The sequence below is a fragment of the Enterobacter sp. DC4 genome (genome assembly GCF_000568095.1).
Classification (GTDB): domain Bacteria; phylum Pseudomonadota; class Gammaproteobacteria; order Enterobacterales; family Enterobacteriaceae; genus Enterobacter; species Enterobacter pseudoroggenkampii.
In genome coordinates, this window is sequence record NZ_AZUB01000003.1 from 113,922 (window position 1) to 127,550 (window position 13,629).

Below are 13,629 nucleotides of genomic sequence, written 5' to 3' on the forward strand. Positions count from 1 at the left end.
GCTGGCGCATGGGCATGCGCCAGCGAAAGCCATTACAGGCTATTGAATACGCGGTTTTCCTGTTCCTGAACGCGAATAAACGTTGTACGTTTTGTCAGCTCTTTCAGGCGGGATGCCCCAACGTAGGTGCAGGCCGAGCGCAGGCCGCCGAGGATATCGCGCGCGGTGTATTCAACCGGGCCGCGCAGAGGCAGCTTCACGGTTTTGCCTTCTGCCGCACGGTATTTTGCCACGCCACCGACGTGACGGGTCATCGCGGATTCAGAGCTCATGCCGTAGAACAGCATAAATTTCTCGCCGTTCTCTTCAACCACGGTACCACCGCTCTCTTCGTGACCTGCCAGCATACCGCCGAGCATCACGAAGTCCGCACCGCCACCGAATGCCTTTGCAACATCACCCGGCATGGTGCAACCGCCGTCGCTGATGATCTGGCCGCCGAGCCCGTGCGCCGCGTCGGCACATTCAATGACTGCGGAGAGCTGCGGATAACCGACGCCGGTTTTGACGCGTGTCGTGCAGACGGAGCCCGGGCCAATACCTACTTTCACGATATCTGCACCGGAGAGGATCAGCTCTTCACACATTTCACCGGTCACCACGTTGCCCGCGATGATGGTTTTCGTCGGCCAGGCCTCACGCGCCTTGCTGACGAACTGCACGAAGTGCTCGGAGTAACCATTCGCCACATCAATACAAACGAAGTTCAGCGCCGGGTTAGCATTCAGGATCTGTTTAGTCTTCTCGAAATCCGCATCGGAGGTACCGGTAGAGACCATCACATGCTTCACCACGTCAGCAGACGCGGACGCAACGAACGCATTCCACTCTTCAGGGCTGTAATGTTTGTGCACGGCGGTGAGAATGTCGAACTGTGCCAGGGCGGTTGCCATCTCAAAGGTTCCCACAGTATCCATGTTGGCAGCGATGATCGGCACGCCAGACCAGGTCTGACCGGAATGCTTAAAGGTGAATTGACGTTCGAGTTCAACGTCTGAGCGACTTTTCAGTGTAGAGCGTTTAGGGCGGATAAGAACGTCTTTGAAACCTAACTTCAGATCTTCTTCGATACGCATGTGCGGATTCCTGGGGTTAGAGGCAAATATGTTAAAAGCACAACTCCAGTGACGTTATCATACGCACTAATACCTGCTCCGCAAGACTGCGAAATTCTCTTTTTTTACGCTACAATCCTATAAATTTACCTGGTAAAAAGCCGGTAAACGGGGCTAAACAGTGGCTGGCGCACGTAAGAATTTTAATCAACTGATTTTAAAAATGAATAATTCCCAGGATTTGATTTAATGGGGTATATCGTCGCATTAACCGGCGGCATCGGTAGTGGTAAAAGTACCGTTGCAGACGCTTTCTCTCGTTTGGGTATCACGATTATCGATGCCGATATCATTGCCCGCCAGGTGGTAGAGCCCAATACACCCGCGCTAAAGGCCATCGCAGAACATTTTGGTCAGGCCATCATCAATGCCGATGGCACACTGAATCGCCGTCAGCTTCGCGAATGCATTTTTTCCGATTCCGCGGAAAAAGCCTGGCTTAATAGCCTTCTCCACCCCATCATCCACCGGGAAACTCAGCGTCAGATCGCCGCGGCCCGCTCGCCCTATGTCTTGTGGGTGGTTCCGCTACTGGTTGAAAATCAGCTGCAGAAGAAAGCCGACCGGGTGCTGGTGATTGATGTCTCACCCGAAACGCAAATCCAGAGAACCATGACGCGCGACCATGTCTCGCGGGAGCATGCTGAACACATTCTTGCCGCTCAGGCTACGCGCGCTCAGCGCCTTGCCGTGGCGGATGATGTCATTGATAATAACGGCGCACCAGATGCCATTGCATCGGATGTTGCCCGTCTGCACGCGCAGTATCTGACGTTTGCCGCGCAGGCCGTTGCACAGGAAAAACCATAATGTCGACACACATCCTTTTTGAGCATCCGCTCAACGAAAAAATGCGCACCTGGCTGCGCATCGAATTCCTCATTCAGCAGCTTTCACAACATCTGCCGGTTAACGATCACGCTACGGCGCTGCACTTCTTCCGCAACGTAGGCGATCTGCTGGATGTGATTGAACGCGGCGATGTCCGCACAGAATTACTCAAAGAGCTGGAGCGCCAGCAGCGTAAATTACAGGCATGGGCTGAGGTTCCGGGGGTGGATGTAAGCCGTATCGATTCCCTTCGTCAGCAGCTTAAAACCAGCAGCAGCATCCTGATGGCCGCGCCGCGCGTCGGGCAGTTTTTGCGTGAAGACCGCCTGATTGGCCTGGTGCGCCAGCGTCTGAGCATCCCTGGCGGCTGCTGTAGCTTCGACCTGCCGACGCTGCATATGTGGCTACATATGCCACAGGCGCAGCGTGACGCGCAGGTGAACAGCTGGCTGGCAAGCCTGGAGCCTATGCACCAGACGCTGTCGCTGATCCTCGATCTGATTCGTAATTCTGCGCCGTTCCGCAAGCAAACCAGCCTGAATGGTTTCTTCCAGGATAACGGTGATGATGCCGATCTTCTGCGTCTCAATCTGTCTCTTGGCGAACAGCTTTACCCACAGATTTCCGGGCATAAGAGCCGCTTTGCGATTCGCTTTATGCCGCTGGACAGTGAAAATGGCACCGTGCCGGAACGTCTCGATTTTGAACTGGCCTGTTGTTAAGGAGTGCCGATGTCTGATGTCACCACCGTAAACTGCCCTACCTGTGGCAAAACCGTTGTCTGGGGCGAAGTGAGTCCGTTCCGCCCATTCTGCTGCAAACGCTGCCAGCTTATTGACCTGGGCGAATGGGCGGCGGAAGAGAAACGCATTCCGAGTAAAGGCGATCTCTCGGACAGCGACGACTGGAGTGAAACCCAGCAGTAATCTGTAAAGCCTGCTGGCGCGTCGCTCGGCAGGCCTACGGTTGTGCGACTAACCGCAGGATCACAGGCTCGTTGGCTGGCGGGAATTTTTCGGCATCACTTGCCTGAAGCGCCACCCAGTTACCCGGCTGCCCCTCTTTTCCCCAGGGGTCACCTTCCCAGTTTTCCACCAGCCAGAACCACAGCGTGATGTGCCTGTCCGGAAATTGATACTCAAGCTTATCAAACAGCGTAGCGCCAAGCGGAGTGATCCCCACCTCTTCCTGAAGTTCCCGAACCAGCGCCTCTTCCGGCGTTTCACCTGACTCGATTTTACCGCCCGGAAACTCCCACTTGTTCGCCATATGGGCGTCGGCAGCGCGCTGGGTGATGAAGATTTGGTTTTGCGGGTTGCGAATAATCCCAACGGCAATTTGCAGTATTTTCATATTGTTACTTCCATAAAAAAGGCGCAGATGTCTGCGCCTTTTTGTTTTTTATGAACTTAGCTCAGACGGCCGTGGCACGCCTTGTACTTTTTACCGGAACCACACGGGCACGGATCGTTACGACCCACTTTACGATCGCCTGTCTGCGCGGCGATCGCCGCGGCGGCTTCGCTGTCGTCGGTCTGATGACTCAGCTGTTGCATTTGTGCCAGACGCTCGGCTTCTTCACGACGCTGCTGCTCCATCGCTTCCACTTCTTCCGGCATACGCACCTGAACCTTGCTCAGGGTGCTGATTACTTCGTACTTCAGTGACTCCAGCATAGACGCAAACATGGAGAAGGATTCACGCTTGTATTCCTGCTTCGGATCTTTCTGCGCATAGCCACGCAGGTGGATACCCTGACGCAGGTAGTCCATCGCCGCCAGGTGCTCTTTCCACAGGGAGTCCAGAGTCTGCAGCATCACGCCTTTTTCGAAGTGACGCATCATTTCAGCGCCAACAACCTCTTCCTTACGCTTGTAAACGTCCAGCGCGGTTTCAAAGATACGTTCACGCAGGGTCTCTTCGTGCAGCTCAGGCTCTTTGTCCAGCCACTCTTTGATTGGCAGTTCGAGGTCAAAGTCATTTTTCAGACGTTCCTGCAGGCCTTCGATATCCCACATCTCTTCCAGAGACTGCGGTGGAATATGTGCGTCGATGGTGGCTTTGAACACATCTTCACGAATGCTGTTGATGGTTTCGCTCACGTCGGACACGTCCAGCAGTTCGTTACGCTGGGTGTAGATCGCACGACGCTGATCGTTAGCCACATCATCATATTCCAGCAGCTGCTTACGAATATCGAAGTTGCGGCTTTCCACTTTGCGCTGTGCGTTAGCGATCGCTTTGGTGACCCACGGGTGCTCAATAGCTTCGCCAGGTTTCATCCCCAGCTTACGCATCATGCCGGATACACGGTCGGAGGCAAAAATACGCATCAGCGCATCTTCCATAGACAGGTAGAACCGGGATGAACCGGCATCACCCTGACGACCCGCACGACCACGCAGCTGGTTATCGATACGACGGGATTCATGACGCTCTGTACCGATGATGTGCAGACCGCCGGACGCCAGAACGGCGTCATGACGAACCTGCCAGTCGGCTTTGATCTGGGCAATCTGTTCTGGCGTTGGGTTTTCCAGCTCCGCCACTTCAGCCTGCCAGCTACCGCCCAGCATAATGTCGGTACCACGACCCGCCATGTTGGTGGCGATGGTTACGGCAGCCGGATAACCCGCCTGCGCAACGATGTCCGCTTCTTTGGCGTGGAATTTGGCGTTAAGAACGTTGTGTTGGATACCCGCTTTCGTCAGCTCGTGCGAAACCACTTCGGATTTCTCGATGGAGATGGTCCCCACCAGAACCGGCTGGCCATTGGCAGTACGGTCGCGAATATCTTCGATGATCGCCTGAATTTTTTCCGCTTCGGTCATGTACACCAGGTCCGGCATATCCTTACGGATCATCGGACGGTTGGTTGGAACGACCACGGTATCCAGCTTGTAGATAGAGCTGAATTCAAACGCTTCGGTATCAGCAGTACCGGTCATCCCCGCCAGTTTCTCGTACAGACGGAAGTAGTTCTGGAAGGTGATAGACGCCAGCGTCTGGTTTTCATTCTGAATATCCACACCTTCTTTGGCTTCCACAGCCTGGTGCAGACCGTCAGACCAGCGACGTCCCTGCATGGTACGGCCAGTGTGCTCATCGACGATGATCACTTCGCCGTCTTTTACGATGTAGTCGACGTCGCGGGTGAACAGCGCGTGGGCACGCAGCGCGGCGGTCACGTGGTGCATCAGCATAATGTTGCTCGGGGAGTACAGAGACTCGCCCTCTTCCATAATGCCTTCAGCGACCAGCAGCTCTTCAATTTTCACCAGACCACGTTCGGTCAGGTTCACCTGGCGCGCTTTTTCATCAACGGAGAAGTGGCCTTCACCCTGGAAGGTATCCGAGTCTTCTTTCTCCTGACGCAGCAGGTGTGGAATGATTTTGTCGACCTTACGGTACATCTCGGAGCTGTCTTCAGCCGGGCCGGAGATGATAAGCGGAGTACGCGCTTCATCGATCAGGATGGAGTCCACCTCATCCACCAGCGCATAGTGCAGCTTACGCTGGACGCGCTCTTCCGGACTGAACGCCATGTTGTCACGCAGGTAGTCGAAGCCGTATTCGTTGTTGGTACCGTAGGTAATGTCCGCGTTATACGCTTCACGCTTGGCTGGCGCAGGCAGGCCGGACATGTTGATGCCGACGGTCATACCGAGGAATTCGAACAGTGGACGGTTGTTTTCGGCGTCACGCTGCGCCAGATAGTCGTTGACGGTAACGACGTGAACGCCTTTACCGGTCAGCGCGTTCAGGTAAGCCGGCAGCGTTGCGGTCAGGGTTTTACCTTCACCGGTACGCATTTCCGCGATGCAGCGCTCGTTAAGCACCATACCACCCAGCAGCTGAACGTCGAAGTGACGCATGCCGAATACGCGCTTACTTGCTTCACGCACAACTGCAAACGCTTCCGGGATCAGGCTTTCTAAGGTTTCGCCTTTTTCCAGACGCGCACGGAATTCCGCCGTTTTCGCTTTCAGCTCATCATCAGAGAGCTTCTCCATCGCCGGTTCCATCCCGTTGATGACGGCAACAGCTTTGCGCATACGGCGCAGGGTACGATCGTTACGACTACCAAAAACTTTAGTTAACAATTTGATTAGCATAATAAATTCTCAAACGCCCCATCGTGGGCAGATAAATTAAGGTATTGAAAAAGTTAATTTAGCTGAGGCGTTGCGGCCCGGCACGAATGCCGTGAGTCTGGCTAATCCAGGTTGAAACAGAGAATGAGACAGGAGGAACGAGCGCGAGCTGCGCCGTCTGGCGAACCATGACCGGCGGCTGGCTGTCCTGCGTGAGCAGCGCGTTGAGCGTGTCCAGCAGCGCAAGATGCTGTGCCTGCACCGGAAGCGTCTCTTCCGCAACAGGCATGGCCTGTGGTGCCATCGCGAAGGAGAGATGACGGATAACCGTGCGGATAGCGTGCTGGTGCCAGTAATCAACGGAGAAATTCGGGCGGCGGCTGGCTTCAAGCCACGCGAGGTTTGTAAAGTTAACCCGCGTGTTGAGATCGTGTTTGGTGGTAGAGGTTTTCGCGGGCGTCGCCGCTTCTGCACTGTTGCTGAGCGCAGGCAAGCCGAAACTCGCCGCGACCATCCCTAATAAGAGATGCGGCCAGAAGTAACGTCTGCCAAATTGTCGCCAGCGCGTCAGTATTCCGCTCACCTGCTCCACCCAATAAGCCAGCCTTGCAGAGGCTGAGTTCAGTTATTCTTTTTAGCGCCCAGATAGTACCACTAAAGCTAATGTACATCAGCAGGAATGAGGTGCCGCCGCGGGGAAAAACGGTCAAGAATGCAGCTAACGCACACATTTTCTGCGTAAGACAAACGAGAGATAACGCCGGGGCAAACGAAGAAGGGTAAAAATAAAAACGACTGGTCTTCCTGGTCGGAGAGAGTACCAGGTTAACCAGTCGATTTTTTTACGAAACGGTTTGAACCGTTACGCCAGCACCATGCTTGGTGCTTTGAAAGCCAGCGGCAGTTCAGCTTCGTCTTCGAAGGTCACATATTCCCAGGCTTCCTGTTTTGCCAGGACGGCCTGCAACAGTTTGTTGTTCAGCGCATGACCGGATTTGAACGCGGTAAATGCACCAATGATGTTGTGACCACACATGAACAGGTCGCCGATAGCATCCAGCATTTTGTGACGAACGAATTCATCTTCGAAACGCAGGCCGTCTTCGTTCAGTACGCGATAATCGTCAACAACGATGGCACAATCGAAGCTGCCGCCCAGGCACAGGCCGCGGGACTGCAGATATTCGATATCACGCATGAAGCCAAATGTACGGGCTCGGCTGATCTGGCGCATAAACGCATCAGCAGAGAAGTTCATCGCATAGCGTTGGGTGCTGGAGTCAATCGCCGGATGGTTAAAGTCGATGGTAAAGTCCAACGAGAAACCATTGTACGGTTTGAATTCAGCCCACTTGTCGCCATCTTCGACGCGAACGGTCTCTTTGATGCGTACAAATTTCTTCGCGCAGTTCAGTTCTTCGATGCCGGCATCCAGCAACAGATAGACGAACGGTGCAGCACTGCCATCCATAATCGGGATTTCTGGCGCATCGACTTCAACAATAATGTTGTCGATACCCAGACCCGCCAGGGCGGCGTTCAGGTGCTCTACGGTAGAAATCCGCACGTCATGCTCGTTCACCAGACAAGTACAGAGCATAGTATCACGCACAGATTTGGCATCGGCCGGAAAATCTACCGGTGGATTCAAGTCGGTGCGACGATAGATGACCCCGGTATTGGCCGGCGCAGGGCGTAACGTCAGCGTGACTTTCTTGCCGGTATGTAAACCGACACCAGTCGCCTGAACGATACGTTTAAGTGTCCTTTGTTTGATCATCGTATAATCTCGCCAAATTAACTATCCAACCGAGAGTGTATATCACTAACGGTGGGCCAGTTTAGCACAAAGAGCGCAAATCCCCTAATTCCAGCCAATTCTTAGTCAGCTTGCTTACGCAGGAACGCCGGGATATCCAGGTAATCTGGCTCTTTCGCCGTTTGCGGCGTTGGGTCGTTCACCACTTTCGCGGCCGGTTTCTGCTCCTGAGTCAAAGGAGACATACCGTGCTGCTGGTAACGATCCATTACCGGTTGCTGAGTCTGCTTGTTGGTCACTAAGGTGATCTCAGGACGTTTGTCCATACCGATACCGGTCGCAACAACGGTAACACGCAGCTCGTCGTTCATTTCAGGGTCAAGAGAAGTACCGATTACCACGGTAGCGTTGTCAGAGGCGAACGCACGGATAGTGTTACCCACGGTTTCGAACTCATCCAGACGCAGGTCAAAGCCAGCGGTAATGTTGACCAGCACGCCGCGCGCACCAGACAGATCGATATCTTCCAGCAGTGGAGAAGAGATAGCCATTTCAGCCGCCTCTTCTGCACGGTCTTCACCGCTCGCCACGCCAGAGCCCATCATCGCGTAGCCCATTTCGGACATCACGGTGCGAACGTCTGCAAAGTCAACGTTCATCAGGCCAGGACGGGTAATCAGTTCAGCGATACCCTGAACCGCACCTTTCAGCACGTCGTTTGCTGCACCGAATGCGTCCAGCAGGGAGATACCGCGACCCAGAACTTTCAACAGCTTATCGTTCGGGATGGTGATCAGCGAGTCCACATGCTTGGACAGCTCGGTGATACCCTGCTCCGCGAAAGCCATACGCTTCTTGCCTTCAAAGTTGAAAGGCTTGGTCACGACAGCAACGGTCAGGATACCTAAATCTTTTGCCACTTCAGCCACAACAGGTGCTGCGCCGGTACCGGTACCGCCACCCATACCTGCTGCGATGAAGACCATGTCCGCACCTTCCAGTGCAGCGCGCAGGGCTTCACGATCTTCTTCAGCCGCATTGCGACCCACTTCCGGGTTAGCCCCTGCTCCCAGCCCTTTGGTGATACCACCGCCGATCTGGATAGTCTGGCCTACAGCCGTTTTACGCAGTGCCTGTGCATCGGTGTTAACTGCGAAGAACTCAACACCTTCAATGCGTTCACGCACCATATGCTCTACGGCGTTACCGCCGCCGCCACCGACGCCGATGACTTTAATCACCGCGTCGTTGGTCAGTTCCATAGGTTCAAACATAATTTCTCTCTCCGTTGTGCCTGTCGCCCGAGACCGCTAATTCTCTCCGGTCTCTTAAAAAAATTAAAACTCTTTTCGCAACCAGTTGTTCAGTCGTTTGACCCACGACCCCACTGAGACGCGTTTTTCCACTTCTGCTTCACCACTGAGATGAGATTCCTTCCCGTAGTGGAGCAGGCCCACAGCCGTTGAATAATACGGCTCCTGAGCATAATCCGTTAAACCGGTGATATTCAGCGGCGCACCAATACGCACCTGCGTATGGAACACGCGCTGAGCACAGGCCGCAAGACCTTCAATTTGCGCTGCGCCGCCGGTTAATACAATCCCCGCCGCAAGATGATGTTTAACGCCCTGCTGACGAAGCTGTTCCTGTAACTGTAAAATCTCTTCGTTGACCAGGTTGAGCAGCTCGGTATAGCGCGGCTCAATCACCTCTGCCAATGTCTGGCGCTGCAGGCTACGCGGTGGACGACCACCAACGCTCGGCACTTCAACGCTCTCATCTTTGCCAACGATAGACCCCAGGGCACAGCCATGGCGCACTTTAATCGCTTCTGCATCGCTCGGCGGCGTACCAAAAGCGTAAGCAATATCGCTGGTCACAACGTTCCCGGCATAAGGGATCACTTTGGTGTGGCGCAACGCACCGCCGGTATATACGGCGATATCCATTGTACCACCACCAATATCGACCACACAGACACCCAGTTCACGTTCATCTTCGGTCAGCACGGAATAACTTGCCGCCAGCCCCGCGAAAATAAGTTGGTCAACTTTCAGGCCACAACGTTCAACGGCTTTTACAATGTTCTTCGCCATATCGTTGTGACATGTGATCAAGTGCACTTTTGCCTGCATACGTACGCCAGAAAGACCCACCGGGTTCTTAATCCCTTCCTGGTAGTCGATCGCATATTCCTGCGGGATGACATGCAGCACGCGATGCTCATCGCGAACGCGCACGGACTTCGCCGTATGCACGACGTTCTCAACGTCTTCCTGCGTCACTTCTTCCTCAGAAATCGGCACCATACCAATTTCGTTCTGGCAGCTAATGTGCTTACCAGAAAGGGCCAGATAGACAGAAGAAATCTGGCAATCTGCCATCAATTCAGCCTGATCGATGGCGCGCTGAACGCATTTCACCACCGATTCAAGATCGTTTACCCCACCTTTATCCATACCACGGGACGGGCAACTGCCTACGCCAATGATATTGACCATACCGTCGGGCAGAACTTCCCCTACTAAAGCGGCAACCTTCGCGGTGCCAATCTCCAGTCCAACTACCAGTTTTCTGTCCGTCGCCTTGATCATTGTTGTTCTGCCTGTACCTGTGCCTGATTCTGTTGCTGATTAGGTTCCTCGACCGGAGCCGGTACCCAACCGACTGCTGCGCCTGAGTCATAGCGCAAATCAACGTAGCTTATCCGTTTGCCGTCAGTCTGTGCCTGCTGCTGTAAAACCGGGTAAAGTTCGACAAAACGCGCCAGACGCTTCATTGTGTCTCCGCGTCCCAGGTTGAGCTTAATGCCGTTCGTTAACGTCAGCTGCCAGGAACGGCGCGCCGTCATGGCAGCATCTTTTAACGTAAACCTGTCCTTCGCCAGCACCTGACCCATTTCGCGAAAACCCTGTAACACTTCGTTTTCGCTGCCTTCAGGGCCATACAACATCGGTAAATTTTGCTTGTTGACACGATCGGTCGGGACGCTGAAGGAGTTTCCGTCTACGTCAACCATGTGCTGATCATTCCAACGCGCAATGGGCACATATTCAACCAGATGAATCTTCAATTCATCAGGCCATTGCTTTCTTACGCTCGCCTGTTTTATCCATGGCAGACGTTCTATCTGGCTCTGGATAATATTGACGTCCTGCGTCATAAAGGTGCCAGGCGAGCCCAGCGCCAGTATTGACTGTCGAATATCGTCGTTACGCGTGTAGTGGCGCTCGCCAGTGACCACCAGCTTAGAGAGCGGCAACCGCTGCGCATCTTCCATCCAGCCCAGGACCATCCAGCCGCTGATAAACACAGTGCACAACACCCCGAGCAGGAAAATGATGCCTGCAAGACGCGTTCCATTACTGCGGCGTGAAGAGGTGTATTCGTCCTCGTCATCGCGGTTGCGTGTGTTCAATGCAGCCTGAGACATATCAGCCCGCCTGGTCCAGAATGCGTACGACTAACTGCGAGAAACTCATCCCCGCCTGACGCGCAGCCATCGGCACAAGGCTGTGGCTGGTCATTCCCGGAGAGGTATTGGCTTCCAGCAAATAAAATTGCCCATCACTGTCCTGCATCACGTCGATGCGTCCCCAGCCGCGGCAACCCAGAACATGCCAGGCTTTAAGCACCAGGGACTGTAAATCTGCTTCACGCTCGGCTTCAAGACCACAAGGGCAGAAATATTGCGTCTCATCAGAGAGATACTTCGCCTCATAATCATAGAAGACTCCAGCGGGTTGGATGCGGATTGACGGTAAAATTTCTTCGCCAAGCATCGCGACGGTAAATTCTGGCCCGCTGAGCCATTTTTCAATCAGAACTTCTTCATCATGTTGAAATGCCAGTGCTAAAGCGGACGAAAGATCTTCAGCTTTGTCGACTTTGGACATTCCCACACTGGAGCCTTCCCGGCTGGGCTTTACAATAACCGGTAAGCCCAGTTCAGCAATGCGTGTATTAACGCTATCCGGCAAGCCCAATTCAAATTCGCGACGCGTCAGCGCAACCCATGGCGCAACGGGTAACCCCGCGCCCTGCCACAGGAGTTTGCTGCGCAGTTTATCCATAGAGATAGCGGAGGCCATCACGCCGCTGCCGGTGTACGGCATGCCGATCAAATCCAGAAGCCCCTGCAGGGTGCCATCTTCACCGCCGCGACCATGCAAAGCGATAAAGACTTTATCGAAGCCCATGGCTTTTAATTGCGTCACGTCGACCTCTTTAGGGTCGACCAGGTGCGCATTGACGCCCCCTTCACGCAGGCCCGCGAGCACAGCCGCGCCGGAATTCAGGGAAACCTCACGCTCGGCGGAGGTGCCGCCAGACAGGACAGCAATCTTATCAGCCATGATGCTCATCCTCCTGAGTTTGCGGCTTCAGTTTGATTTCAGCTAAGGTACGGGCGATTTTGCCGATATTTCCCGCGCCCTGAATCAGAATCAAATCGTTACCTGTCAGGACCGGAGCCAGAATTTCCGCCACCTGTGCAGGGTCAGAAACCAGAATAGGGTCAACTTTACCGCGTCCACGGATGGTACGACACAGAGAACGACTGTCTGCGCCCGGAATCGGTGTTTCGCCCGCTGAATAAACATCCAGCATTAACAGAGTATCGACCTGTGAAAGGACACTGGCGAAATCGTCGTACAGATCGCGCGTACGCGTGAAGCGGTGCGGCTGGAAGATCATCACCAGATTCTTGTCAGGCCAGCCTGCACGTGCGGCTTTAATGGTGGCGTCCACTTCGGTCGGATGGTGGCCGTAGTCGTCCACCAGCATCGCTGTGCCGGCTTTACCGTTCACGGCGTCCAGCGGGAATTCACCGAGGAAGTCGAAACGACGGCCGGTGCCCTGGAAGCTTTCCAGCGCGCGCAGAATCGCATCATCATCAATGCCTTCTTCCGTCGCGACGGCCACTGCCGCTGCGGCATTGAGGGCGTTATGGCGACCTGGCGCATTCAGCGTGACGTGCAGCAGTTCTTTGTCCTGACGCGCCAGCGTGAAATGCCCCTGCGCACCAATCTGTTTGTACTCTTCCACGCGGACGTCAGCGTCTTCGCTGAAGCCGTAAGTGGTGATTTGACGACCCACGCGCGGCAGCAGCTCGCGGATCACCGGATCGTCTACGCACATCACCGCGCGTCCATAGAACGGCAGGTTGTGCAGGAAGTTGATGAAGGTCTGCTTTAGGTTCTCGAAGTCGCCCTGGTAGGTATCCATATGGTCAGCTTCGATGTTAGTGACAATCGCCACCATTGGCTGCAAGTGCAGGAACGACGCGTCGCTCTCATCCGCTTCGGCAATCAGATAACGACTGTGGCCCAGACGCGCATGTACGCCTGCGGCTTTGACCAGACCGCCGTTGACGAAGGTCGGATCGAGACCCGCTTCCGCATAAATACTGGAGACCATCGCCGTGGTCGTGGTTTTACCGTGGGTCCCGGCAATGGCGATGCCGTGACGGAAACGCATCAGTTCCGCCAGCATTTCTGCACGGCGGATCACCGGAATGCGCGCTTCATGCGCGGCAACGATTTCCGGGTTGTCAGAGGAGATGGCGCTTGAGACCACCACTACGCTCGCATCGCGCACGTTTTCCGGACGATGGTTGAAATAGATAGTCGCCCCAAGCGACGCCAGCTGCTGCGTAACAGGGTTTGGCGCCAGGTCAGACCCGCTGATCTGATAGCCTTCGTTAGCTAACACTTCGGCAATACCGCCCATGCCAGCACCACCGATGCCAACAAAGTGAATGTGCCGGACGCGACGCATCTCGGGCACGATTGAACGCAGTTTTGCCAGTTGTTGTGTATTCATTCTCTAA

Annotated in this window: 13 protein-coding genes; 3 read left to right on the forward strand and 10 right to left on the reverse strand. The window is 54.5% G+C overall.

Translation table 11 applies throughout. The annotated features are described in order from the left end of the window. Window positions 1-32: 32 nt before the first annotated feature. Entirely contained in the window at window positions 33-1,076 is a 1,044-nt protein-coding gene (locus P349_RS14275) for a GMP reductase (RefSeq protein WP_023310407.1), read from the reverse strand. Window positions 1,077-1,304: 228 nt separating this feature from the next. Between P349_RS14275 and coaE the strand changes: the two genes are divergently transcribed. Genes coaE through yacG form a run of 3 tightly spaced genes read left to right on the forward strand, consistent with a single transcriptional unit; the run spans window position 1,305 to window position 2,872 of the window. Further along, window positions 1,305-1,925 (forward strand): dephospho-CoA kinase, encoded by a 621-nt coding sequence (gene coaE, locus P349_RS14270; protein ID WP_032649802.1) that lies wholly within the window; start codon window positions 1,305-1,307, stop codon window positions 1,923-1,925. Further along, window positions 1,925-2,668 (forward strand): cell division protein ZapD, encoded by a 744-nt coding sequence (zapD, locus tag P349_RS14265; RefSeq protein WP_024907466.1) that lies wholly within the window; start codon window positions 1,925-1,927, stop codon window positions 2,666-2,668. Before coaE ends, zapD begins: the two co-directional genes overlap by 1 nt. A gap of 9 nt (window positions 2,669-2,677) precedes the next feature. Further along, a complete protein-coding gene (yacG, locus tag P349_RS14260) occupies window positions 2,678-2,872 on the forward strand; it encodes a DNA gyrase inhibitor YacG (RefSeq protein WP_024907465.1) in 195 nt (64 codons plus the stop codon). A 34-nt stretch (window positions 2,873-2,906) separates the two neighbouring features. Here the strand turns inward: yacG and mutT are convergent, their stop codons facing one another. From mutT to murC, 9 genes are all read right to left on the reverse strand, one after another. Then, the gene (mutT, locus tag P349_RS14255; RefSeq protein ID WP_032649804.1) at window positions 2,907-3,299 is read right to left on the reverse strand and encodes an 8-oxo-dGTP diphosphatase MutT; all 393 of its coding nucleotides are present in this window, start codon (window positions 3,297-3,299) and stop codon (window positions 2,907-2,909) included. Window positions 3,300-3,355: 56 nt separating this feature from the next. After that, on the reverse strand, window positions 3,356-6,061 hold the full coding sequence (secA, locus tag P349_RS14250) for a preprotein translocase subunit SecA (protein WP_024907463.1): 2,706 nt from the start codon (window positions 6,059-6,061) through the stop codon (window positions 3,356-3,358). Window positions 6,062-6,119: 58 nt separating this feature from the next. Beyond that, window positions 6,120-6,623 carry a secA translation cis-regulator SecM gene (secM, locus tag P349_RS14245; protein WP_193745660.1) on the reverse strand — a complete coding sequence of 168 codons (504 nt, stop codon included), beginning with the start codon at window positions 6,621-6,623 and terminating at the stop codon, window positions 6,120-6,122. 279 nt (window positions 6,624-6,902) lie between these two features. Beyond that, window positions 6,903-7,820 carry a UDP-3-O-acyl-N-acetylglucosamine deacetylase gene (gene lpxC / locus P349_RS14240; RefSeq protein ID WP_008501977.1) on the reverse strand — a complete coding sequence of 306 codons (918 nt, stop codon included), beginning with the start codon at window positions 7,818-7,820 and terminating at the stop codon, window positions 6,903-6,905. 101 nt (window positions 7,821-7,921) lie between these two features. Further along, on the reverse strand, window positions 7,922-9,073 hold the full coding sequence (gene ftsZ / locus P349_RS14235; RefSeq protein WP_008501978.1) for a cell division protein FtsZ: 1,152 nt from the start codon (window positions 9,071-9,073) through the stop codon (window positions 7,922-7,924). A gap of 63 nt (window positions 9,074-9,136) precedes the next feature. Then, window positions 9,137-10,393, reverse strand: coding sequence for a cell division protein FtsA (gene ftsA, locus P349_RS14230; protein ID WP_023334508.1), 1,257 nt, complete (start codon window positions 10,391-10,393; stop codon window positions 9,137-9,139). After that, window positions 10,390-11,232, reverse strand: a complete 843-nt coding sequence (ftsQ, locus tag P349_RS14225; RefSeq protein ID WP_024907461.1) for a cell division protein FtsQ — start codon at window positions 11,230-11,232, stop codon at window positions 10,390-10,392. Before ftsQ ends, ftsA begins: the two co-directional genes overlap by 4 nt. 1 nt (window position 11,233) lies before the next feature. After that, entirely contained in the window at window positions 11,234-12,154 is a 921-nt protein-coding gene (locus P349_RS14220; RefSeq protein ID WP_032649808.1) for a D-alanine--D-alanine ligase, read from the reverse strand. Further along, window positions 12,147-13,622, reverse strand: a complete 1,476-nt coding sequence (murC, locus tag P349_RS14215) for a UDP-N-acetylmuramate--L-alanine ligase (protein ID WP_032649810.1) — start codon at window positions 13,620-13,622, stop codon at window positions 12,147-12,149. Before murC ends, P349_RS14220 begins: the two co-directional genes overlap by 8 nt. Between the last annotated feature and the right edge of the window lie 7 nt (window positions 13,623-13,629).